The following is a 22,830-nucleotide window of genomic DNA, read 5'->3' on the forward strand; positions in this document are numbered from 1 at the left end:
CGCCCGCGCCGTCGGCGACCCGCGTCCCCGAGCCCTGGACGGAGTCGACGAAGCCGGCGGCCGAGAGCTCGTCGAACGCCCGGACCACGGTGCCGCGGGAGAGCCCGGTCTGCCCGGCGAGCGCGCGCGTGGAGGGCAGCCTGTCGCCGTCGACCAGGGAACCGTCGGAGACCAGGTCGATGACCGCGTCCACCAGATCCGCGGCACCCGAGACCTCACCCAGGACCACCGATCCGGGACTTCCGGTGCGGGCCATGCTCCCATCGTAGGCGCGCGAGGCCGCAAAGTGGTCTCGCGGGTGTGCGAGAAGTGGACCTTCTTGCCTGTCCACTTATCCGGTGGGATGACCCCATGCAGATCTACCGCCAGTCCCGACGCCTCCGCGACGTGCGCTACGACGTGCGCGGCCCCCTGCTCACCGAAGCCGAGCGACTCGAATCCCAGGGCCACGACGTACTGCGGCTCAATCTGGGGAACATGTACCCGTTCGGTCTCGAGGCACGGCCCGAGATCGTGGAGGCGGTGAGTCGCGACCTCGGCAGCGGCCAGGCCTACTCGGACTCACGCGGCATCCCGGAGGCCAGGGCGGCGGTGGCCGACCACTACCGGCGATGCGGGGTGGCCGGATTGCGCGCCGAGGACGTGTTCCTGGGCAACGGGGTGAGCGAACTCATCACGCTGGTCCTGCAGGCGTTGATCGACCCGGGCGACGAGATCCTGCTCCCGGCGCCGGACTACCCCACCTGGACCGGCGCGGTGAACCTCACCGGTGGCGTCCCCGTGCACTACCTGGCCGACGAGTCCGACGGCTGGAACCCGTCGCTCGCAGACATCGAGTCGAAGGTCACCCCGCGGACCACGGCGCTCGTGCTGATCAACCCCAACAACCCGACCGGGGCCGTCTACAGCGCGGAGACCGTCCGGGGCATGGCCGACATCGCCCGCCGGCACGGGCTCGTCCTGCTCAGCGATGAGATCTACGAGAAACTGGTGTTCGGCGGAGCCCGACACCACCACGCGGCGCTCGCCGCCGGGGACGACGTCCTCTGCCTGACCTTCGGGGGGCTGTCCAAGGCGTACCGGGTATGCGGGTACCGGGCCGGCTGGGTGGCCGCGACGGGGCCTCTCGAGCGGGCGCAGGACCTGCTCGAAGGACTCACCCTGCTGGCCAACATGCGGGTGTGCCCCAACGTCCCGGGTCAGTACGCGATCCCGGTCGCGCTGGCGGAGGACTCACCGTGGGGCGCCGACGTGATCGACCCCGACGGCCGGATCGAGCGCCAACTCGCACTGGCGACCGAGCGCCTCGACGCCATCCCGGGCGTGAACTGCGTGGCCCCCCGCGGCGCGCTCTACTGCTTCCCCCGGCTGGACACCGAGAGGTTCGGCATCCGGAGCGACGAGGACCTGGTGCTGGACCTACTGCGCTCCGAGCACGTGCTGGTGACCCACGGCACCGGTTTCAACTGGCCGGAGCCCGATCACTTCCGGATCGTGTGCCTGCCCGACGCCGCGGTGCTGGAGAGCGCGATCGGCAGGATCGCCGGGTACCTCGAGCGGCGTGCCCACACGTCAAGAGCGCGAGGCCCCGGGGTCGGAGGTCAGCTCTCGAGAGCCGACTTGATGTGATCCCATCCGGCGCCGAAGTTCTTGAGGAAGTTCGGCCAGTTGTGGAAGCCGGTGTCGGAGTAGTCGACCCGGTATCCGACTCCGGCGCGGTCCAGCGCCTTCTCCAACGCCTTCGACCCCTCCAGCACGCCCATCTCGAGCACCTGGCCGACGATCATGCTCAGGGCGTCCGCGCCACCGCGGTAGTACTCGAGGTCGGCGGAGCCGGCGACGTTGCTCCCGGAGGAGAAGTACACGGCCGTGTTCCTCAGATCCCCGGCATGGGAGACGGTGTCATGCCGCTTCCACTGCTCGCTGCGGCGCGGGCCCCACATGTTCTCGACGTCACCGCCGCGGGTCTCGATCGTGCCGCGGACGGACTGGTATCCGAGCGCGTCCATGGTCGAGTAGTACCCGCTGAACGACATGACGCCCCGGTAGATCTCGGGATAGGTGGCCGCGAGGTGCATGGCCGCCTGACCACCCATGGAGGCACCACCGATGGCGCTCTTGCCGTTGGTCTCCAGCCCCTTCGTCGCGAGCCCCTGCTCGACGATCCCCGGAAGCTCCCGGGTGAGGAAGGTCTCCCACCTGTTGTAGCCGAGCACGGGGTCGGCGCGGTTCCAGTCGGCGTAGTACGAGGCGTACGCGCCGGTCGGGATGACCACGTGGACGTTGTCCTCGCGCACGCGGTCGTGAATCCGCGCCTGGTGGTTCCAGCCGGAGTTGTATTCGGGAGCGTCGACGCCGTCGAGCATGTAGAGCACGGGCGCCGGGCCGTCGTCGGTGATGCGCGAGGGCACGACCTCCAGGATGACCTCACGCTTCATCGCCGCGGACGTGACCAGCCAGTACTCGTACTCGCCGGACGTGCGCTCGACCTCGACGAACTCGGACGTGGTGATGGTCTCGTCCACCGGGCGGGGCGCGTTGGGGAGCGGGGTGGCGGAGCCCTCACCGTCCAGCGGGAAATCCGCGGAGCCGACGGAGCCGATGAACCGGGTGGCCGACCCGAGCGGAACCGAACCGGCCGCCTCGATGATGGTCCCCAGGCTCTCGGAACCCAGCGTCGAGGGGTCGATGCTGGCGGTCTGGGCGAGAACGGGAGTGGCCGACCCAAGGGTCAGGGCAACGGCGAATGCCCCGGCGGTGGCGACCACACGGTGGAGTCCGAGAGGCATGACGCTCCAAGTGCTGTGCGATGTGATCTGTGGAGCTTAGCGCTATCCCCGGAGCGCCTCCTCGACCGCGTCCCGCAGGTCCTCCGGCTTGCGGGTGGGACCGAACCTGTCGATCACCTTTCCGTCGCGCCCCACGAGGAACTTGGTGAAGTTCCACTTGATCCGCCCACCGAGCAACCCGGATTTCTCGGATTTGAGCCAGTCGTAGAGCGGGTGGGCTCCCGACCCGTTGACCTCGATCTTGGAGAACACCGGGAACTCCACGCCGAAGTTGCGTTCGCAGAACGAGCCGATCTCCTCATCGGAGCCCGGTTCCTGGTGGGCGAACTGGTCACACGGGAATCCGAGTACCACGAAACCCTGGTCGCGGTAGTCCTCGTACAACTTCTGGAGCCCCTTGTACTGCGGGGTGAATCCGCACTTGCTGGCGGTGTTGACCACCAGGACCACCTGCCCGGCGTAGTCCGCCAGGTCCTTCTCGCTCCCGTCGAGCAGGCCCGCTCGAAAATCCGTGAGAGTGACATTGTCATCGGGCACGGCGCAGCTCCTCGTCGTCGTCATGACAGGCGGGGGGCACCCGCCGTCCGTCCCGAGGCTTCCACACCCTCGCCCACCGCGCACCTGGCGTCACCTCGTCGCGGACGCTCCGGACACCTCGGGCATCCGCAACCCGGACACCGCCCCGATCACTCCGAGCACCGCGAGAAAGACCAGCGCCCATTCGATCCCCGCCAGCGCGAGAGCCGAGGTGATGCCGCCCGTCACGAGCAGGATGACGCCCATGGCCGAGTTGGAGACCGCGACGTAGGTCGTGCGCAGGTCCCCCTCCGCCACGTCCACCACGTAGGTCTTGCGGCCCACCCGCACCCCGGAGTGCAGGAGGGTGAGCAGGAAGTAGCCGCCCACGAAGAACGCGGTCCCCGGGCCGGACGACCCGTCCACACCGAACAGCGAGACGGTGGCCACGAAGCCGAGCGTCACCGCCGACGCGGCGGCGGCGGCCCCCGCCATGAGTCGCCGACTGGACCGGTCGGCGACCCGGCCGAAGACCCGCCCCCCGATGAGCGAGGCGACACCGGAGGCCAGGATGAAGCCGCCGAGTCCGGCGAGCGCCCCGGTGCCCGCCGCCACGGACATGGACACGATGAACGGCGGGCTCAGCGAGGACACCAGCACCAGACCTCGGACGGTGACGAACCGCCGGAACGTCCGGTCCTCGCGGAACAGGCGGGCTGTCTCGGCGAACCAGGATCCGCGGCCCTCGTCTACCGGGTCGTCGGAGGTCCCGGCGTCCGCCTCCCCCGCCGGCTCGGTGACGCGCGCGTAGACCAGGGCTGACAGCACCCACAGCGCGGCTCCGCCGGCCAGGAGCAGGGCGAGTGCGCCGGCGCTCAGGTCGTCACCTCCGAGCGCCCGGATCGCCAACCCGAGGGTCACGGCGACGATCCCGGCCGCCGACGTCGCGAGACCGATGATCTGCCCGCGTTCCCCGGAGGGGATGGTGCGGCCCTGGACATCCTTGGAGGCGATCGAGCACAGGCACCTCCCGAGGGAGAACACCACGAGCGCGGCCAGGATCCCCACCCCGGCGGCCATGCCGTGGCCGAGTGCCGCGACCCCGGCCATCACCGCCACCGCGGCGGCCTGCACCCCGGCCCCGGTGACGAAGACCCACTTGCGGTGGGTGACCCGCAGGACGAGTGGGGTGAGCAGCACCTGGGGCAGCATCGACCCCGACTCCCTGATGGGCACCAGCAGACCGACCAGCGCCGCGGGCACCCCGAGGACGTGGAACAGCCACGGCAGCACCGTGGAGGCGTTGACCGCCTGATCCCCCGAGGACTGCAGGGTGTTGGCCGCCACCAGCCGCAGGCCGTTGCGGGGGATGTCGCGTGCCACCCGCTCCGGGAGGTCGCCCCCGCCGGAGTGCTCGCGGGTGACGAGGGCGGAGTAGACGGTCTCGGCGGCGGTCACGGTCTGGAGAGCCTAATCGCCGCCGGCCGCGACGCCCGCGATGCCCGGGACCGGGCGCCGTGGATCAGGCCAGCGGGCCACCACAGGTGGGCCAGGCGCCCGGCCCCTGTCCGGCGAGGACGCGCTCGCCGATGTCGATCTGCTGCTCTCGGGTGGCCTGGTCCGCGGTCGGGGCGTACTCCGCGCCACCGAAGCCGGTCCAGGTCTGGGCGGCGAACTGCAGGCCACCGTAGTAGCCGTTGCCGGTGTTGATGTGCCAGTCGCCACCGGACTCACACTGGGCCACCTGATCCCAGGCGCTCGCCGGCGCGGCGGTGGCGGCGGGGGCGGCCAGCGAGGCCCCACCCGCGGCGATACCGCCAGCAAGCATCGCACCGGTCAGCGTTCGGACGAGCGTCTTCTGCATGTCTCGTGACCTCCTGGGTCTCGGGTCGTGCCACTGTGCCTGCCCGCCGACGGGCTCCCCCTGGCGGCGACCAGGCCCCCGATCGACGGGGACGGCGGACGACCCTACGAGCGGGGTCCGGGGACGACGCAACCCGACGCGGCGCCACATCCTGGATCCAGGAAGGGATCGGGCGAGAGGAGGGCGGGCCCCATCGGCGTCACCGCAGGTCATCGGGACGCCTCGCGATCGCACCGCGGAAGCCGGACTCCTCGGTGAGATGGCTCACCCTTGCGTCGGCGACCCGGGAGGCTCCCGTCCCTCAGCCCGCCACGACCGCGGCGAGGTTGGACAGCGAGTCCTCGAGCTCCTGCTCGGACACCAGGGGGAAGGAGACCTTCTTGAGGATCTCCTTGTCGGTGACCTTGCCCCAGTCGTAGGTGAGGCGGACCAGCGTCGACTCGGGCCCGCGGTTCTCGAGCTCCCAGACCCATTCCCAGCCGGGGGGCTCGGTGCCGGCGGGCGCGGTCTGCCACGCCAGGATCTTGTCCTTGCCGTATCCCGTCACGTGGTTCTCCGTGCGGTACTCACCACCCATGTGCTCGCCCTCCATGTCCATGGCGAACACGTCTCCGACCTGCTGGATCCGGTCGGACTTGTAATCGCCGCGCACGAAGCCCGAGCCGTCCAGCCTGGCATGGTTCTCCGGGTTGGTGAGGACCTCGAAGATCTCGGCCGCCGAGTGGTCGATCACGCGCTCGACGGTGATGTTCGTTGATGTGGTCATGTCCTCCACCCTGCCCGGCCGGTCGGCGTCGTGCATCCGGTCTGCGGGTCGCCGGCCGGGTCGCCGGCCCCGTGAACCGCCGCTACCGTCGTGGACATGGACCAGTCGACACCGCACCGGACCGAGGCGTCCACTACCCCGACGGAGACCCGTGTGACCCGGGAGACGGGATGGGCCATGCCCGTGGTCACACTCCTGGGGGTGGCGGCGGCCATCGTGGCCGCGTTCGTCGGGAGCGGCGCCCTCGGTGGCACCCCGGTGGCCGACGCCGCGGGCGGTGCGCTGTCCGCGGACGCCACACCGGTGGCCCCGGCGGGATCAGCGTTCAGCATCTGGAGCGTCATCTATCTGGGGCTGATCGTCTACGCCCTCTGGCAACTGTCCCCGACCGCCCGCCGTTCGGCCCGGCAGCGGGCGCTGCGCCCGTGGGCACTGGCGTCGGTCCTGCTCAACGCCGCCTGGATCTGGACCGTCCAGCTCGACCAGGTCGGGCTCTCGGTGGTGGTGATCCTCGTGCTGCTCGCGGTGCTGATCCGCATCATGTACCTCCTCGGCGCACCCCGCACCGGCGGCGCGGTGGAGCTGGTCGTCACCGACGGCACGTTCGGTCTCTACCTGGGCTGGGTGTCGGTGGCGACGCTCGCCAACACCTTCGCGTGGCTCGCCGCCGAGGGCGTGGCCCCGGTGACCGACATCCCGCTCGGGGTCGTCGGCATCGTCGCCGCCGCGGGCATCGGCGTCGCCACCGCCCTACTGAGCCGAGGCCGGGTGGCCCCAGCCCTGGCCACCTCCTGGGGCCTCGCGTGGGTGGCCGTGGGACGCACCGAAGGCGATTTCGAGTCCGGGGCGCTGGTCTGGACCGCGGCGGCGGCCTCAGCCGTCGTCATCGCGGTGGCCTTGCTCACCTGGCTCCGGGTCCGCCGTGCGGCGCCGACCCGTCAGGACGCCAGTCTCTCCGGCAGGTCCTGAGGCGGGGTCCGCGGGGCACCCAGCTGGCCGACCAGCCGGTCACCGAGGATCTCCAGTGGCGACCTGCCCTCGGGACCCGGCTCGGAGTACTGCGCGGCGTAGCCGCGGTCCTCGTACCTCGCCAGCGCGGCGCGCGCCTGATCCAGACGGCGCCCGACCGCCATCGGCCACTCCGCCGGCCGCTGGAGCACGTGCAGACGCAGGGCCAGCTGGGTGCGGGAGTCCGGCAGGTCCTCGAGCAGTCCACGGAAGACCTGATCCGGTGTCAACGGGGAGTCACGGACCGCGGCCCTCAGGAGACTGTCCCTCTCGATGCCGCTCAACGGGTCCCCGGGGACCGAGACCCAGACCGTCCGCTCCGGAAGGGGACCCGCGCGCCTGCCGGCCACCCCCTGGCCACCCGGGTCCGCTGTTCCCGGCAGCCAGCGGTCACGCGGCCGGAACGGGTCCCCGAGCAGGCCCACGGCGAGCACCCTGTCCAGCTGATCGGGGTGCGCGTCCAGCCAGTCGTGGATGACGCGGCATCCGCAGCAGCAGCCCAGGAGGACGATCCCGTCGGACGGGTGGAGACCCACGAGTCTGGCCAGATCCGCCACTCCCGCCGCCGAGGCGGCGTCCCAGCTCCGCGGGCGGTGGAGGCGCGTCCGTTCCGGCTCCGGCCACTGCACCCGGACCGCGGCGCGGGCGCCGAGGCGGGAGGACAGGTCGTCGACGAAGCCGTCCAGCACCCCCGAGGAGGAGCGGTACGACCCCTCGCCGTCCGCGACGATGATCCGCATGGTGTCCACCTCTCCGGCGGCCCGCGGCCTCGGCCAGGGGGCTGGCGCGGGATATGCCTGTCCCCCGAAAGTAGGACAGGCATGCGGTCGTGTCAATAAGTATTCATTGATAACTCCTGCGTTGCGGTACCACCACCCCCGCCGCGGCCGTCCCGCGACCCGCCCGTCTCACCCCTCGGCGGCCGCCACGATCACCTGCGCCGCATCATCGGCCACCCGGAACGCCGTGGTCTCACCGAACACCGTCGCGGCGACCTGCGCCCCCTCGTAGAGCTGGTGGACGGCCGCCGCCACGGCGGGGTCACCACCGACGAGCTCAGCGAGCAGCCTCCGCATCCACCGCTTCTCCTCCCTGATCGTCTCGGCGGCGGCAGAACGCCCCGCTCCCCCGACCTCGGCCCACGCGTTGACGAAAGCGCATCCGCGCCGGTTCGGCCCGGCCCAGTCCTCGGCCCGCCGGAAGAACCGGGGCAGGGTCCACTCCGTCGCGTCGAGATGATCGACGAGATACTGCTGCCACCGGCTGCCGCGTCGCCGCAGGTACGCGTCGACGAGGCCGTCCTTGGACCCGAAGCGCTGATAGAGCGTGCGTTTGGTCGTCCGCGCCTGCTCGGCGATGAGTTCGACGCCCACTGCGGTGATGCCCCGCGAGTAGAAGAGCTCGTCGGCCGCCAGGAGGATGCGCTCCCCCACCTCGGTCGTGGGGATGATCGGCCACGGCTCAGGGGTCACCCGGTCCTCCTCGGGACAGTGCACTCCCCGGCGGTGCCCGACGGGTGCACTGACAGTATACCGATCGGTATGCTTTGCTCGGGCCGTGGACAGGATTCTGGTGGCCGGCGCCTTCGTGGTGTTGTGGAGTTGCGGTTTCGTGGGTGCCGCGTGGGGTACGGCGGACACCGAACCCGCGGGACTGCTGGCGTGGCGGTACGTCATCACCGCCGGCGTCCTGCTCTCGGTGGTCACGGTGCTCGGCAGCCGGATCGGCCGTCGTGATCTCGGGCGGCAGTGCGTTCTGGGCCTCACCGCGCACGGGATGTTCCTCGGGGGCCTGTTCGCCGCGTCCGCGGCCGGGGTGGACGCGGGGACGGCTGCGCTGGTGTGTTCGGCCCAGCCGCTGCTCGTCGCGGCCGCCGGTGCCGTGTTCTGGGGCGACCGGCTGGCGCCGCGGCAGTGGAGCGGGGTCGCCCTCGGTCTCGGCGCGGTCGCACTCTGCGTCGGCGGGATCGGCGATCCGGGCCCGGCGATGGTCCTACCGGTGATCAGCCTGCTGGGTCTGAGCTGCTCGGCGCTGCTCGAGCGTCGCTGGGCGCCCCGGGTCAACCTGGTCACCGCCCTCACGGTCCAGGTGTGTGCTGCGGCGGTCGTCTTTGTCACCGTCGCCGTGCTCACCACCGGACTCGCGGTCGACCCGACCGCGCGGCTCGTGGGGTCGCTCGCATGGCTGGTGGTCCCGGCCGGGCTCGGTGGCTATGGGGCGTACATCCTCGCCCTGCGCCGCCTCGGCGCCACGCCCACGAGCATGCTGCTCTACCTCACCCCTCCGGTTTCGGCGATCTGGGCGTGGGCGATGCTCGGCGACCGGGTCGGGGCACCCCAACTCATCGCGATGGGGCTGGGGGTCGTGGCGGTCCTGCTCGCGGCGGACTCCGGTTCGTTCCCGCGCCGGGGCGACGGGGCCGAGCCCGCTCACCTGTCTCAGGTGCCGCAGAAGGTGACGTGAGGAGAGGCGTCGGGCGGGGCCGGGCTGGCGTACCGCTGAAGTCCGGGACGCTCGGTGTAGGGATCGGTGACGACGACGAGGAGCTCGGAGAACGGCCCGAGATCACCCGCCGTCGCCGCGTCCAGGGCCTCCTCCACCAGGTGGTTGCGCGGGATGTACACGGGATTCGCGGCCGCCATCACCTCGACCGAGGGATCCAGCGTGCGCCAGCTCGCAAGCCATCCGTCCGCCAACTCCCCCACCAGCTCCCGCACTGCCGACGTGTCACCCGCCGCGGCCGGGATGAGCGCGCGGAAGAACGACGTGAAGTCGACCCGGGTCGCGGTGAGCAACCGCGAGAGTTCCTCCAGCAGCGGCTCGACCGGATCCGATTCGACCGCCTCCGACTCGGATCGGCCCGGCGCAGCGGGAAGCCCCAGCTTGCGACGCATCCCCGCGGTCCAGGCCGCCTGATAGCGAGCGGGGAACGTGCCCAGAGAGGCCGTCAGCGTCTCGACGGCCGCGTTCTCGTCGTCGTCGACCAACGGGACCAGGGTCTCGGCGAACCGCGCCAGGTTCCACTGCATGATGGGCGGCTGGTTTCCGTAGGCGTAGCGGCCCTGGGTGTCTATCGAGCTGAACACGGTGGCCGGGTCGAATGCCTCCATGAACGCACAGGGGCCGTAGTCGATGGTCTCGCCGGAGATCGTGGTGTTGTCCGTGTTCATCACCCCGTGGATGAACCCCAGGAGCATCCACTGCGCCACGAGGGAGGCCTGGGCGTCGAGGACCGACTCGAACAGACCGAGATACCGGTTCTCGGTCTCCGCCGCCTGCGGATGGTGGCGCGTGATGGCGTGGTCGGCCAGCCTGCGCACCAGGTCGAGGTCTCCGGTGGAGCGCGCGAACTGGAAGGTGCCCACCCGCAGGTGACTGCCCGCGACGCGAGCCAGCACGGCGCCCGGAAGGGGTTGATCACGGTGCACGGCCACCCCGGTGCCGACCACCGCGAGCGCCCGCGTGGTGGGCACACCCAGCGCGTGCATGGCTTCGCTGACGAGGTACTCGCGGAGCATCGGCCCGACGGCCGCCAGGCCGTCCCCTCCCCGGGCGAACGGCGTGCGCCCGGACCCCTTGAGGTGCAGGTCGCGCCCGTCCGCCAGCTCGCCCATCAGCAGGGCCCGCCCGTCGCCCAGTCGCGGCGAGTAGCCCCCGAACTGGTGTCCCGCGTACGCCTGCGCGACCGGGGTGGCGCCGGCGGGGACGTGCGTGCCGGTCAGCAGTCGTAGTCCCTCCTCCGACCGGAGATAGTCGGGATCGATCCCCAGCTCGTCGGCCAGCGGGTCGTTGAGGGCGAGTAGTCGCGGGGTCGGGGCCTCGGCCGCCGTCCACGGCACGCCGAGATCGGGAAAGCCGCGGGCGAAATCGTCGCCGAGCCGCACGCCGGACCGCTCCTGGGAAGTCATACCGTCAACGGTACGGCTCCGTCGCGGGGTGGTCGGCCCGTCCGCTCCCGCCCTCCGTGACGGCGCCGAGCCGTGCGAGGTCCTCCCGCAGTGCCGCGATGTCCGCCGATAACCGGCTGACCTGAGCCTGAGTCGCGGACTGGTTGACCTCATCCTGCTCGCTGACCCGGTCCACGATCCACGAGGCGAGCGTGGCCGTGACGACGCCCAGCAGGGCGATCCCGGCGAGCATCAGTCCCGTCGCGATCATCCGGCCCGTCGGGGTCACCGGCGCGATATCCCCGTACCCGACCGTCGTGACGGTGACCACCGCCCACCACAACGCCTGACCGTAGGTCTCGATCGACGCTCCGGGAGCACCGCGCTCCGCATCCAGAATCGCCAGGGAGGACACGATCAACAGGACCGACGTCGACCCCGCGGCGTACGCGATCACCTGGCCGCGCACAGCCGTCCCCGCCGAGCGGTGCATGATGCTCAGCAGCATCATCAGACGGAGGAGGCGCAACGGCCGGAGCATCGGCAGGGCGATCACCACCAGTTCGTACCAGTGCGTGAACAGCCACCGACCCCGCGGTCTCGCCAACGCCAGTCGCACCGCGAAGTCCACCGCGAAGAGCACCCAGGTCCCCACCATCACGATCTCGGTGACCACGCCCCCTGTGCCCTCCGGGTTCACCAGCACCGAGACCGCGTAGGCGGCGAGGAAGGCCAGGGCTGCGCCGATCAAGGGCCATTCCGTCAGTTCCGCCCACCGTTTCTCCGTCACCTCTCGATGATGACCGACTCCGGGGACGAAGGCGGCGAACGTGACGGCATGGTTACCGATCAGCGGTTCAGGTTCATTTGAGGGATGACACGGCGTACATTCCTCACAACCGACGAGTCGCCCCGTGCATCGCCAGATGTAGAGAGACGGGGCGGCGTACGCGCCATGCATCACCGACCGGAACCGAGGTAGCCCCATGACGGCCAACGCGGTGGGACTCGCCCTGCTCATCCTGGGACTGGCGCTGCTGATCGGCAAGATCATCCGCGTCAAGGTGGGGATCGTCCAGTCACTGTTCCTCCCCAGTTCGATCGTCGCCGGAGCGCTGCTCCTCCTCCTGGGCCCCGAGGTGCTGGGCCGGATCGGCGGCCCCTGGGGGGAGAACGGACTGTTCACCGAACCGATGGTCGAGGTGTGGTCCTCGCTGCCGGGGCTTCTGATCAGCGTCATCTTCGCCACCATGTTCCTCGGCCAGAAGCTCCCGACCGCGAAGCGGGCCGTGAAGCTCGTCGGCCCCCAGCTCTCGCTCGGCGTGTCACTCGCCTCCGGGCAGTACGTCGTGGGTCTGCTGCTCGCGGCGCTGATCCTCGTCCCGACGTTGGCGGCGGCGCCGATGACCGGCGCGCTCATCGAGATCGGGTTCGAGGGCGGCCACGGTACCGCTGCCGGGATGCGACCGGTGTTCGACGAGCTGGGCTTCGGCGAGGGCGCCGACCTCGCCGTCGGTCTGGCCACCGTGGGCATCGTGGGCGGGATCGTCATCGGGATCGGGTTGATCAACTGGGCGGTGCGCACCGGACGGACGGAGATCGTCACCGGGAGCGCCAAGATGTCCATCGAGGAACAGAAGGGGCTCTTCCGCGAGGACGAGTACTACTCCGCCGGCAAGATGACGTCCCGCCCGTCCTCGGTCGAGCCGTTGTCGCTCCACATCGCGATCGTCACCGTGGCGATCCTCGTCGGCCTCGTGATCCTGGAGGGCCTGCGCTGGATCGAGCAGGCGACCTACGCGTCGATCATGCTCGACGACAACACGCCGCTGGAGATCTTCGCCTACGTCCCCCTCTTCCCCATCGCCCTCCTCGGTGGCGTGATCGTGCAGTTCGTGGCCACCAAGGCCGGGTTCGCGCACGTGATCGACGCCCAGATCATGTTGCGGATCCAGGGGTGGGCGCTCGACTTCCTCATCGTCGCCGCCATCGCCACCCTGTCCCTCCAGGCGATCGGAGAGAACATCGGTGTCTTCGTGATCCTGGCGGTCGCGGGGATCGTCTTCAACGTCGCCGTCTTCCTGATGCTGGCGCCGCGGATCATCGGTCGCTACTGGTTCGAGCGCGGTATCGGCGACTTCGGCCAGTCGATGGGCGTCACCGCCACGGGCCTCATCCTCATGCGGGTGGTCGACCCGCAGGCGGAGAGCCCCGCGTTCGAGGCGTTCGGTTACAAGCAGCTGGTCTTCGAACCGTTCTTCGGCGGTGGCCTCGTCACCGCGATGGCGGTCCCGATCATCTTCCTCACCGGCGTCTGGCCCCTGTTCTTCGTGATGCTCGCGGCCTTCCTCGTGGCGCTGCTCTCCGGCTTGTTCTACTTCCGCCCCAGGGAGATGCGGGACCGGGCGGAGTGGGAGAGGGAGAAATCCGAGGGGCGCGAGCCCGCGCGGGAGTAGGTTCCCGGCCTGTCGGCCCCCGCGTGCAGCGGTGGTGACCTCTCGCCGCCGGCCCTAGGCTCAGCGGCACCCGACCCCTCGCGAGGAGGACGCACGGTGTCGCCACCTTCTACTGAGATCCGCACCGCGGACCCCCGGGCGAGCCGGCGTCTGGTCCTGTCCGGGTTCCTCTTCGGTTGCGGGATCGCCGGGTCGGTGATCGATCTGTTCGTCTTTCACCTGCTCCTGCAGTGGCACCACTTCTACGACCTCTCCACCCCCAACGTCGCCCTCCTGGCGGACGGGCTGTTCCACGGCGCCACCTGGCTCATCACCGTGTGGGGCCTGTTCATGCTGGGGGAGGTCAGGCACACGATGGTCGTCCCGTGGGGGCGGTGGTCCGGTGCGGTCCTCACCGGAGTCGGCGCGTTCCAGCTGTTCGACGGGATCGTCTTCCACAAGATCCTCCGGGTCCACCAGATCCGCTACGGCGTCGACCTGTTCGTCTACGACCTGGTGTGGATCTCCTCGGCTGTTGCTCTCCTCCTGGCAGGACTGTTGATCCTGTGGCGGACCGCGGTTCCCCCGGAGCGGACGCCGACGTCCCGCCCTTCCCGGGACTGAGTCCGGTGACCCACGACCACGCGCATCCCGAACCCTCCTCCTGGCCGATGCCCGAGGTACTCGGCGTTCCCCTGATCGCGATGGCGGCGGCCGCCTACCTGATGGCTGCCGGTCGGCACCGTCGCCGAGGCCGGTGGCCCCGATATCGGACCGCGTTGTGGATCGCAGGGCTGCTCTGCCTGGGGGCGGCGTGGGTCGGCCCCCTCGCCTCCGCGGCACACTCGGGGTTCACCGCCCACATGGGAGTCCACCTTCTCATGGGCATGCTGGCACCGCTCCTTCTGGTGCTCGCGGCCCCGGTGACCCTCGCGCTGAGGACTCTGCCCACCCGGCACGCCCGGGTCGTCTCGCGCGTGCTGCGGTCCCCGCCGGCGCGGGTGCTCACCCATCCCGTCGTCGCGGCCGTGCTCAACGCGGGGGGCCTGTGGGTGCTCTACACCACCGACCTCTTCGCGCTCATGCACGAGTCACACGCGGTCCACGTCCTCGTCCACCTGCACGTGTTCCTCGCCGGCCTGCTGTTCACCGTGGCGATGATCGGGCCGGACCCGAACCCGCACCGCGCGAGCTTCCGGACACGCGCGGTGGTCCTGGTCCTGTTCATCGGCGCGCATTCGATTCTCGGCAGGTGGTTGTACGGGCACCCCCCGGCCGGCATCGACCCGGCGGACGCCAGGGTCGGGGCCCAGCTCATGTTCTACGGCGGTGAGGTCATCGACCTCGCGCTCATCGTCCTGCTCTTCACCGGCTGGTACCCGGGCTCACGACTGCGGGACCGGTTCCTCCCCGGAAATCCCGCTCTCGCCCGTTCCACAGATCATCTCGCCGGACGGTCCGGCGGTTCCCCACAATCCGAGGAGACGACACGATGAGCGACAGCCGTGCACTACACCTCGCGCGAGCAGCCGGAGCCGGGGCCCTCGCCGGAGTAGTCGGGGCGGGCGTGATGACCCTCGGGGAGAAGGGTGAGCAGCTGCTCACCGGCCGCCCGAACTCGTACGTCCCCGCGCGCGCACTTCTCACGCTGCTGGGCCGGCGGCCCGGAGAGAGTGACCGCCCCGACACGTGGAACCACCTCATGCACTTCGGCACCGGGGCCGCACTCGGCGCTCTCCGCGGGGTCTGGGCGGTCACGGGAATCCGTGGGGTTCATGCGACGGGCTGGCATACGGTGATCCGGCTGGGCTTCGACCAGACCGTGGAGAACGCGACGGGGGTGGGGGCGCCTCCGACCTCCTGGCCTGTCCGAGAGCAGGTGGTGGACATGGCGCACAAGGCGGTCTTCGCCGCGGTCACGGGGGCCGTCTCGGAGCGAATCGTCGCTCCGACCCTTCGACCCTCGCGAGGCCGCACGAGCCACTAGTGTAAGGAAGGTCCCATTCCCAGTCCGATCCCGGGAGGAACCATGCGGAAGAAGTCGTGGAGCGATCTGTCTGACGGCCAGAAGGCCGCGATCCTGACACTGATGTCCATCCAGGTGTCGCTCGCGGTCACGGCGTGGACCGACCTGGCCTTCCGGCCCGCCGAGCAGGTGCGCGGTTCCAAGGGCAGGTGGGCCGCCGTCATCGCGGTCAACTTCGTCGGGCCCGCGTTGTACTTCTGGCGGGGACGGCGGAGGTGAGTTCCCGGGGACGACACGGGCTCGCCGCCGCCGTCCTCCTCGCCGTCGTCCTGTCCCTCGGTGCGTGCGCAGCGGGGCCCAACGTCGATGTCTCCCCGGAAGGCCTCGGATTCTGGTGGGGCCTGTGGCACGGGCTCATCCTGCCCGTGACCTTCATCATCTCCCTGTTCACCGACACCGTGACCATCTACGAGGTGAACAACAACGGCAACTGGTACGACTTCGGTTTCGTCCTAGGAATCGCGCTGTTCTCCGGCCCCGCGATGGCGGGTTCGCGACGACGTTGACGTCCGGCACCGGCTCGACAGGCGTCGCAGCCACGTGGCGGTCTCCGGCCCGACGTCCGGATCACGCTCACGGTCACGGTCCGGCCCACGGTCACGAAGGATCTCTGCTAGTCGGTCCTCGTCCAGACCCGACCACGCGACGTAGTCGGCCCACTCACTCTCGGTCATCGTAGCGTTCCCTGTCATGAGGTGAGCAGGTCGAACAGCAGGACGGCCCCTCGCCCCAGAAGGTCGACCGCGGCGGGACCCGGGGTGGTGACCTCGCCGATGACGACGGGCAGGGGGACGCTGACCATGATCACTCCCTCGTGGTCTCGGGGATGCTGCGGCGGTTGCGTCGGGCCAGCCCCAGGGCCAGGGTGCCGCCGAGGATCATGACCGCCGCAGCCCCGGTCAGCCAGCTCACGTCCGCGCCGGTGTCCCCGAGCACTCCTCCGGCGGTCGCCGTGCGGGGATCCCGAACACCGGGTTCGCCCGCGCGTCCCACCTTCGCCCCCGTTCCCGGCACCGCCGGGTCGGCGGGGGTCGACGGACCGGAGGGCCCGGAGGCATACGAGTACGCCGCCGCGTCGCCGGGTCCGCGAACCGCGACCCGCACATCCATCGCCGCCGGGGCCGGGCGGACGGCCTCCGGACCGGTACCCCGTGTCGCCGTCGCGGGCGCCGGAGAGGTGGCTCGGGCCGACGCCATGGGGGCGAGAACCAGCGTGGGCAGCACGAGAGCGATGACGGCGCACAGCACTGCCAGCGCAGCAGAGGCGCCCGCCCCGTCTCCGTGCCGATACGGGAGCCTCAGGCGCCTCATGGGTGGTCCTTCCGAAGACGGATCCCGTCGCCCCACCGGGCCCGCACGGTCACGGCTGAGTTCTCCTGTGATGGGGAGATGCCCGCGTGGGCGGGTGGGGGTCACGGGCACGGATCCGGCCCGGCCGATGGCGACGGTGATCACGATTGCGCGACACGATCAACATGGACGCTAACTCACATTGGAGACGGAACACCTATCGGGACGACTTTTTCACCCGGGTGAAAGGGCGGGTGAAAGCAGTGATGAGCGGGCTATTGCGGCCACTCAGCCGGACGCCCCGAGGGCCCCGGCTCGAGTTGGACGACCATCCTGCTCAGCCATCAGACCAGGCCGCGCCGTCGAGCTTCGTCGACCGCCGCGTCGCGGGATCGGACCCCGAGCTTGCGGTATGCCGACCGCAGCTGTGTCTTGACCGTGTTGGCACTGACGAAGTGCTGCCGCGCGATGGCGGTGATGGAATCACCGGTGGCGAGACTCGCGAGGATGGCGAGCTCGCGTCCGGTGAGCTCGGTTGATCCCGGGGCCGGCGACGGGGGGGTCGCATCGCGCACCGGGGGCGGCAACTCGGGGCCCAGGGTCGCCAGCGTGGCCAGGGTCCCGGGGGCGAGCGTGACGAAGGGACGAACCACTCCGGTGAGCGTGGACGTGGTGATCGCGCGCTCCAGGTACGTCACCGCCTCCTCACGGTTGCCGAGCCCGATCCAGGCGGCGGCACCGACCAGGGACAGCTCCAGGGAGTCGCGCTGCGTGCACCCGAGATCCCCGTAGTGATCCCGGACGACGCCCAACGCGCCCGCGTGCTCGCCGTCGTACAGTCGGGCCCGGGCCCGGGCCGGAGCGGTGAGGGGGTGCGTGGACCCCCCGAGGAGGTCGAAGGCCACGGCGGTTCGCCCCATCGCCAGGTGGAGGTCGGCCCGGACCGCATCGAGGAGCGGCCCCACCACGGCGCCGTCCGCGCGCAACCCGGGAAACCTCCTCATATGGTGCTCGACGTACCGCAACCCGTCGGCCGGGGTGCCGGCCGCCAGAGCGATCTGTCCGTACACGTACAGGGAGAAGCCCCACAGCTCCTCCTGGTCCGCGGGGGGACCGAGGTCCGTCATGAGATCGATGGCGGAGTCGATGTCCAGGCGCTCGAGCCGCGCCAGTGCGGACCCGATCATGCCGGCCGGGCGGACCACGAGTTCCGAGTCGTGGGGCAGCTGCGGGTGCCGCTGCTCCTCGTCCCACCAGGAGTCGGCGTCCCGGACGTGGCCGAGGATCGCGTTGACCAGAGTCAGCTTCCCGGCAGCGTCCCGCTCGATGAACGACCCGACCCCGAGCCGGTGACCCCGGCGCAGCATCTGATGAGCGTCGTCGAATCGCCCCACCAGGAGCAGGGTCAGGCCCAGGTGGAGGAACACGAACGCCGGGCCGTCCCGCTCCGACTGCGTAGAGGACTCGACGTCGGGGGCGGGGACCCGGCGCAGCATCTCGTACTCCGCTGCGGCCTTCTCGAAACGCCCGTCGATGCGGAGTGAGATCATCCGCATCAACCGCTCGGCGTCATCCGAGACCTCGGGCGAGTCCACCAGATCCGGAGGCGGCGCGGGACTGTCCTTGGGCGCGGAGAACTGACTGTGCATCCTGCGCAACGTGCCGAAGAGCGATTCGCTCTCGAGCACCTCGGGGGGGATCCGCTTGAGGTCCCCGTCCATGTGCAGGAAGTTCGTCGTGTACAGGGTCTTCCAGTGCGCGCGGAGGATGTCCAGCACGAGGTCCCAGCGTTCGGCATCGATCGCGTGGACGAACGCCGTGTGGGGCCGACCCTCCGCGAGCCAGTGGTCGATGAGGGCGATCCGCGCATCGCGGAGGTCCTCCGGCCTCTCAGTTGCCGCGATGCGCAGGAGCGATGCCCTGATCGGGTCGGGAAAGCTCCAGGTCGGCTCGGCCGCCCCGGCCTCGCGGACGGTGAGTCCGTGCCTCTCGAGGGCGACGAATACGTCGCCTACCGCGTTCACCCGTCCGGTCACCCCGCCGATCGCCACGCCGACCGACGACGCGGTCAGCGGGGTGGCCGTCGCGGCACAAAAGATCTCCCTCCTGTGGCGGTGCAGTTCCGCCGTCTCGGCCAGAACCCGGACGACCACCCGGTCCACCACGCTGCGGATGCGCCCGACCCGGTCCGCACGGGCCGGGGAGCCCGACCTCAGGGCGCCGACACCCTTGTCGACCAGGCCGGCGATTCGGCCCGTCTCCGCCGCGACCTCACCCAGGGGGATAGCCGACGCCGTGGTCAGACCCGCCAGATCGATCGCGGCGTCGAGTTCGGCGTCCGTGAGCAGGAGGTCCGCCGGTGGCACGAACACCCTGTCCGCCGGCAGCCCCGGTGCCTCGTGCCAAGCCCCCGCGGTGCGGGTGGCCACCAGCACACGAACCATCCCGCCGGACGACTGCTCGAAGAGGTCACGAACACGGTTCTCCGGCTCCCCCACCAGATGGAGGTCGTCCAGGACCAGTGTGAGGGGGCCGCGCCACGTCCGGACCAGGGACTTCACCTGGTCGAAAGGGTCTGCCGGCGGGTCCGTGGCGGTACGGCGCGCACCGACCGGTCCGACCGTCGGTGCGTCGGCGTCCCGCTGCTCCGGCAGTGACGTCGCGACCTCCTGCCAATAGGCGTCAGGCGTGCTGCCCGGTTCGGGCCCGATCACCCCGGCGACGGCTCCGGGGGAGGCGGAGGCGGCCGACCACCGCCTGAGCAGGGTGGTCTTCCCGGAGAGCAGGGGGCCACGCACGACGACCAACCGCTCCGGCCCGGAGAGCGCGTCGAACAGTCGCGTGCGCGGAGGGGACTGCGGGTTCGGGACGGGACCCGCCACACCGGGGGCGGGGCGACTCGCGACCATGCTCGCCTCACCCTCCTTGAGTCCGACCGGCGCGCCGACACCGCAGGCCATCAACCGAGTTCACCGCCTACGTTACGGTTCCCGCCCGGTCACCTTCCAGAGCACCCGCGCGCACTCACGCGGTGGTCCGCACGAACAGGTGCCACCCCAGCCAGATCCAGAAGGCCAGCAGGGCCCACCGGAGCAGCCAGAAACGGCGGACGAACCGGACGAGGTCGAGGAGGTTCGGAAGCACGGAGGAGCGCGCGGTCACGACCACCCAGAGGAGTACGAGTGACCAGACCACCGCCCAGATGACGAGGTTGGCGGAGCGGTCCGCGGGGAGGAACGTCACCGCGTCACCAGGGCCCATCCCAGCCACGCCCACACGGCGAAGGCCGCGGCACGAACCGGGTAGAAGGACAGGGGCTGCTCGAACAACGAACTGAGCGTCGGGTAGATCGAGCGCGGTTCGGCGAAGAAATGCCCCAGTTGGATCACCGCGACGACCGCGAGGAGCACTACCCACACGATGATCGGCACGGGTCCGGCCTTGGAGAGGTCGCCCCGGTCACCGGGGGATCCGGGCCTGTGCCACCCACGCCGCACCGCGAGGACGATCACGATGAGGACCCCGCCGGCCACGGCCACGCGCACGGGCCACGTCATCGGGTCGCCCAGCGCGGCGAGGGCTCCGTACACCGCGAGGCCGACCAGCACCAGCACGCGATCGCGCGCCGACCTCCGCGCTCCGTGCGCTGTGGGCCCGGCGCCGATCATGTCCGCGAGGGTAACAAGACCCCCGGGAGCACCGGTGTTCGCGCCCACACGAGGGAAGGTGAGCGCATACTTAATCCCGTTCACACACGGGGTCACGACGGGTGGCCCCCGCCGGTTCCGTCACGCGCTGGTTCCGTCACGCGCGCCGCCCACGGGAGCACCATGAGCACCGACCAGATCACCGAGAGCACGGACGACCCCGACGTACCCGCGGAACCGTCCCCGCTCGCCGCCGCGGCCGGTGCCGTCTGGCGCGCCGCCCGCCGCCTCCCGGTCACAGCGATCGTGCTGGCCGCCCTCCTCGTGACCGGGGTGGTGTTCGAGACCCTGTGGCGCGCCGCCCCCGACGCCTCGTGGTTCGAAGGCGTGGCGTATGGCGTCCCCGCGCTCGAGGGCGGTCGGTGGTGGACCGTGTTCGCCGGCCCGTGGTTCGGGATGACCCCTCTCCAGCACGCGTCGCTTCTCGTGCTGGTGGCGGCGGGGTTCGGTGTCGGCGAGTGGCGGTTGGGGTCAGCCCGGACAGCGCTGGTCGCGATCGGCGGTCAGCTGATCGGCGTCCTCGGGGCGGTCGCCGTGCTCGTCCCCGGGAACGCGGTGGGGTGGGAGTGGGCCGCCGAGTTGTCCGTGGTGCTCGACGTGGGGTGCTCGACGGCCGTGATCGCCGTTCTGGCCGCCACCACCGCCACGCTGGTGTCCCCGTGGCGGCTGCGGGCGCGGGCGCTGCTCTACGGCTACGTGATCGTGTCGTTCCTGTTCCTCGGCCGTCTGGCGGACCTCACGCACCTCATCGCGTTCGCGGTGTTCCTGTTCGTGGGTGAACGGTTCTTCTCACTCACCGAGCGGGGCCTGAGGCCACGGACCCGGCGCGAGACGAGGTTGGTCGTCTCGGCCGGGATGTGGTTCATCGCCGCGGTGCACGTGGTGGTGTACTTCGTCCCCGCGGACGGCCCCCTGGGCCCGACCGAGGCCGACGACGTCAGCCTGGCCGGCATGCTCGTGTCGGTCCTGGTCGCCGCGGTGACCGCCGAACTGCTGCGCCGCGGCTTCCGGGCGGCGTGGATGGTCGCTCTCGCCTACGCCGTGCTCACCGCGGTGGCCACGCTCGTCGTCACGGTGTTGGTCGTGGCCGCGGACTTCGAGAGCCTCGGCGCCGTCACTGCGGGCACCGGACTGTTGTGGGCGGGCGAGGCCGTGCTGCTCGTGGCCGGCCGGGGGGCGTTCGGGGTCCGGATCCGGCGCCGGGTCACCGGGTCCTCGGTCCATTCGGAGGACGTGGTCGACCGCGTCCGCGCGCTGATCCGTCAGCACGGCGGCAGCACCATGTCCTGGATGATCACGTGGCAGCCGATGAACTACTTCTTCGGAGCCGGGGGCGTCGTGGGGTACCGCCTCCACGTGGGGACGGCGATCGCGCTGGCGGATCCCGTCGCCGCGCCCGGGGATCGCGGTCGTCTGCTCACCGAGTTCGTGGAGTTCGCCGAGTCGCAGGCCGCGGTGCCGTGCCTCTTCTCGGTGTCGGCCGAGACCGCCGAGACCATGAGGGAGCGCGGGTGGCGGGCGCTCCAGATCGCCGAGGACACCATCATGGACCTGCCCGACCTGGCGTTCGGCGGCAAGAAGTGGCAGAAGATCCGGAGCGCCATGAACAAGGCGCAGAAGAACGGGACGAGTTTCGTCTCCGGGCTGTTGCGGGAGCAGCCGTCCGCGATCCTGGGGCAGGTGCGCGAGATCTCCGAGCAGTGGGTGGGGGACAAGGAGCTCCCCGAGATGGGCTTCACCCTGGGCACGGTCGAGGAGGCGCTCGATGACGACGTGCGCATCGCCCTGGCGGTGGATTCCGACGGGGTCGTTCAGGCGGCGCTGTCGTGGCTTCCCGTCTACCGGGGTGGCACCGAGGGCGGCGTCCGCGGGTGGACCCTGGACGTGATGCGTAAGCGCAACGGTCCCGGCGCGAACAACATGATCGAGTTCCTCATCGCCCGCTCGGCGCTGGAGTTCAAGGACGAGGGGGCTGATTTCGTCTCGCTGTCCGGGGCTCCGTTGGCGCGCAGTGGCGACGACGACGAGGTGGCCACCCTCGACCGCGGCCTCGACCTGCTCGGCCAGGCCCTCGAGCCGTACTACGGATTCCGCTCGCTCCACCAGTTCAAGGCCAAGTTCAACCCGCGCATCGAGCCCGTGTTCCTGTGCTTCCGCGACGAGGCCGATCTGCCGCGAATCGGCGTGGCGATCGGCCGGGCGTACCTGCCGGGGGCGACGACCCGCCAGCTCGCCGCGCTGGCCAGATCCGGGAAGTCCGAGACCATCGACGCCTGAGGCGCCCTCCCCTCCATCAGAGGCGCCCGCGCTCGGTCACCGGCATCCGCTCCCGCAGAGGCATCCGCTCCCGCGCCTGCAAACCCCAGCAGAGGCATCCGCTCCCGCAGAGGCATCCACCCCAACGACGGCATCCGCTCCCGCAGAGGCATCCACCCCAGCAGAGGCATCCGCTCCCGCGCCTGCACACCCCGCGCATCGACGCCCCCTGCGATGAACTCTCGCGCGAGCCGTGGCGCACGCGAGAGTTCATCGCAGGGGGCGT

At 70.6% G+C, this 22,830-nt stretch carries 24 protein-coding genes; 10 read left to right on the forward strand and 14 right to left on the reverse strand.

The window, feature by feature from the left end; translation table 11 throughout:
• Positions 1–256: GntR family transcriptional regulator (locus tag IY392_RS03195; RefSeq protein ID WP_182612392.1), on the reverse strand; the 256-nt coding region annotated here is incomplete at its 3' end.
• A gap of 95 nt (positions 257–351) precedes the next feature.
• Here IY392_RS03195 and IY392_RS03200 point away from each other — a divergent pair.
• A complete protein-coding gene (locus IY392_RS03200; RefSeq protein ID WP_228548958.1) occupies positions 352–1,629 on the forward strand; it encodes a pyridoxal phosphate-dependent aminotransferase in 1,278 nt (425 codons plus the stop codon).
• Here IY392_RS03200 and IY392_RS03205 read toward each other — a convergent pair.
• The 5 genes from IY392_RS03205 to IY392_RS03225 all read right to left on the reverse strand — a co-directional run bounded on the left by IY392_RS03205 (position 1,602) and on the right by IY392_RS03225 (position 5,935).
• Positions 1,602–2,789, reverse strand: coding sequence for an alpha/beta hydrolase family protein (locus IY392_RS03205; protein WP_194860476.1), 1,188 nt, complete (start codon positions 2,787–2,789; stop codon positions 1,602–1,604). The two genes, IY392_RS03200 and IY392_RS03205, sit on opposite strands and share 28 nt — an antisense overlap.
• A 42-nt stretch (positions 2,790–2,831) precedes the next feature.
• A complete protein-coding gene (locus IY392_RS03210; protein WP_156607295.1) occupies positions 2,832–3,350 on the reverse strand; it encodes a glutathione peroxidase in 519 nt (172 codons plus the stop codon).
• A 66-nt stretch (positions 3,351–3,416) separates the two neighbouring features.
• The gene (locus tag IY392_RS03215; protein WP_194860477.1) at positions 3,417–4,763 is read right to left on the reverse strand and encodes an MFS transporter; all 1,347 of its coding nucleotides are present in this window, start codon (positions 4,761–4,763) and stop codon (positions 3,417–3,419) included.
• A 64-nt stretch (positions 4,764–4,827) separates the two neighbouring features.
• On the reverse strand, positions 4,828–5,169 hold the full coding sequence (locus IY392_RS03220) for a transglycosylase family protein (protein WP_194860478.1): 342 nt from the start codon (positions 5,167–5,169) through the stop codon (positions 4,828–4,830).
• A gap of 301 nt (positions 5,170–5,470) precedes the next feature.
• Entirely contained in the window at positions 5,471–5,935 is a 465-nt protein-coding gene (locus IY392_RS03225; RefSeq protein ID WP_107758274.1) for an SRPBCC domain-containing protein, read from the reverse strand.
• A gap of 96 nt (positions 5,936–6,031) precedes the next feature.
• Here IY392_RS03225 and IY392_RS03230 point away from each other — a divergent pair, with 96 nt between their 5' ends.
• Positions 6,032–6,904, forward strand: a complete 873-nt coding sequence (locus IY392_RS03230) for a tryptophan-rich sensory protein (RefSeq protein ID WP_194860479.1) — start codon at positions 6,032–6,034, stop codon at positions 6,902–6,904.
• Here the strand turns inward: IY392_RS03230 and IY392_RS03235 are convergent.
• A complete protein-coding gene (locus IY392_RS03235) occupies positions 6,874–7,683 on the reverse strand; it encodes a hypothetical protein (protein WP_107757703.1) in 810 nt (269 codons plus the stop codon). The genes IY392_RS03230 and IY392_RS03235 overlap by 31 nt on opposite strands.
• A gap of 168 nt (positions 7,684–7,851) precedes the next feature.
• Entirely contained in the window at positions 7,852–8,415 is a 564-nt protein-coding gene (locus IY392_RS03240) for a helix-turn-helix domain-containing protein (RefSeq protein WP_309233989.1), read from the reverse strand.
• Between the two features lie 85 nt (positions 8,416–8,500).
• Between IY392_RS03240 and IY392_RS03245 the strand changes: the two genes are divergently transcribed.
• Positions 8,501–9,406, forward strand: coding sequence for a DMT family transporter (locus IY392_RS03245; protein ID WP_309233990.1), 906 nt, complete (start codon positions 8,501–8,503; stop codon positions 9,404–9,406).
• Here the strand turns inward: IY392_RS03245 and IY392_RS03250 are convergent.
• On the reverse strand, positions 9,382–10,851 hold the full coding sequence (locus IY392_RS03250) for a YdiU family protein (protein ID WP_107757705.1): 1,470 nt from the start codon (positions 10,849–10,851) through the stop codon (positions 9,382–9,384). The genes IY392_RS03245 and IY392_RS03250 overlap by 25 nt on opposite strands.
• A 4-nt stretch (positions 10,852–10,855) precedes the next feature.
• Positions 10,856–11,620 (reverse strand): potassium channel family protein, encoded by a 765-nt coding sequence (locus IY392_RS03255; protein ID WP_194860482.1) that lies wholly within the window; start codon positions 11,618–11,620, stop codon positions 10,856–10,858.
• A 196-nt stretch (positions 11,621–11,816) separates the two neighbouring features.
• On the opposite strand from IY392_RS03255, the gene IY392_RS03260 reads away from it, so the two are divergent.
• The 6 genes from IY392_RS03260 (at position 11,817) to IY392_RS03285 (ending at position 15,797) form a co-directional block, all read left to right on the forward strand.
• On the forward strand, positions 11,817–13,286 hold the full coding sequence (locus tag IY392_RS03260; RefSeq protein WP_107757706.1) for a sodium/glutamate symporter: 1,470 nt from the start codon (positions 11,817–11,819) through the stop codon (positions 13,284–13,286).
• A 96-nt stretch (positions 13,287–13,382) separates the two neighbouring features.
• Entirely contained in the window at positions 13,383–13,889 is a 507-nt protein-coding gene (locus IY392_RS03265; RefSeq protein WP_107757707.1) for a DUF2243 domain-containing protein, read from the forward strand.
• A gap of 5 nt (positions 13,890–13,894) precedes the next feature.
• Positions 13,895–14,761, forward strand: coding sequence for a cytochrome c oxidase assembly protein (locus IY392_RS03270; RefSeq protein WP_231750401.1), 867 nt, complete (start codon positions 13,895–13,897; stop codon positions 14,759–14,761).
• A complete protein-coding gene (locus tag IY392_RS03275; protein ID WP_107757708.1) occupies positions 14,758–15,252 on the forward strand; it encodes a hypothetical protein in 495 nt (164 codons plus the stop codon). Before IY392_RS03270 ends, IY392_RS03275 begins: the two co-directional genes overlap by 4 nt.
• A gap of 42 nt (positions 15,253–15,294) precedes the next feature.
• The gene (locus tag IY392_RS03280) at positions 15,295–15,510 is read left to right on the forward strand and encodes a hypothetical protein (protein ID WP_107757709.1); all 216 of its coding nucleotides are present in this window, start codon (positions 15,295–15,297) and stop codon (positions 15,508–15,510) included.
• On the forward strand, positions 15,507–15,797 hold the full coding sequence (locus IY392_RS03285; protein ID WP_107757710.1) for a hypothetical protein: 291 nt from the start codon (positions 15,507–15,509) through the stop codon (positions 15,795–15,797). The genes IY392_RS03280 and IY392_RS03285 overlap by 4 nt, the downstream gene beginning before the upstream one ends.
• 298 nt (positions 15,798–16,095) lie before the next feature.
• Here IY392_RS03285 and IY392_RS03290 read toward each other — a convergent pair whose 3' ends face one another.
• The 4 genes from IY392_RS03290 to IY392_RS03305 all read right to left on the reverse strand — a co-directional run bounded on the left by IY392_RS03290 (position 16,096) and on the right by IY392_RS03305 (position 20,249).
• A complete protein-coding gene (locus IY392_RS03290) occupies positions 16,096–16,602 on the reverse strand; it encodes a hypothetical protein (RefSeq protein WP_156607298.1) in 507 nt (168 codons plus the stop codon).
• A 323-nt stretch (positions 16,603–16,925) separates the two neighbouring features.
• Complete coding sequence (locus IY392_RS03295) at positions 16,926–19,490, reverse strand: LuxR C-terminal-related transcriptional regulator (protein WP_194860483.1); 2,565 nt, start codon at positions 19,488–19,490, stop codon at positions 16,926–16,928.
• Positions 19,491–19,605: 115 nt separating this feature from the next.
• Positions 19,606–19,824: a hypothetical protein gene (locus IY392_RS03300; RefSeq protein WP_107757713.1), complete on the reverse strand. Its 219-nt coding sequence runs from the start codon at positions 19,822–19,824 to the stop codon at positions 19,606–19,608.
• Positions 19,821–20,249, reverse strand: coding sequence for a hypothetical protein (locus tag IY392_RS03305; RefSeq protein ID WP_194860484.1), 429 nt, complete (start codon positions 20,247–20,249; stop codon positions 19,821–19,823). The genes IY392_RS03300 and IY392_RS03305 overlap by 4 nt, the downstream gene beginning before the upstream one ends.
• 162 nt (positions 20,250–20,411) lie before the next feature.
• Here IY392_RS03305 and IY392_RS03310 point away from each other — a divergent pair, with 162 nt between their 5' ends.
• Positions 20,412–22,565, forward strand: a complete 2,154-nt coding sequence (locus IY392_RS03310; protein WP_194860485.1) for a bifunctional lysylphosphatidylglycerol flippase/synthetase MprF — start codon at positions 20,412–20,414, stop codon at positions 22,563–22,565.
• Positions 22,566–22,830 lie beyond the last annotated feature (265 nt).

Origin of the sequence: Dietzia sp. SYD-A1 (genome assembly GCF_015356725.1) — a bacterium.
Lineage (GTDB): Bacteria > Actinomycetota > Actinomycetes > Mycobacteriales > Mycobacteriaceae > Dietzia.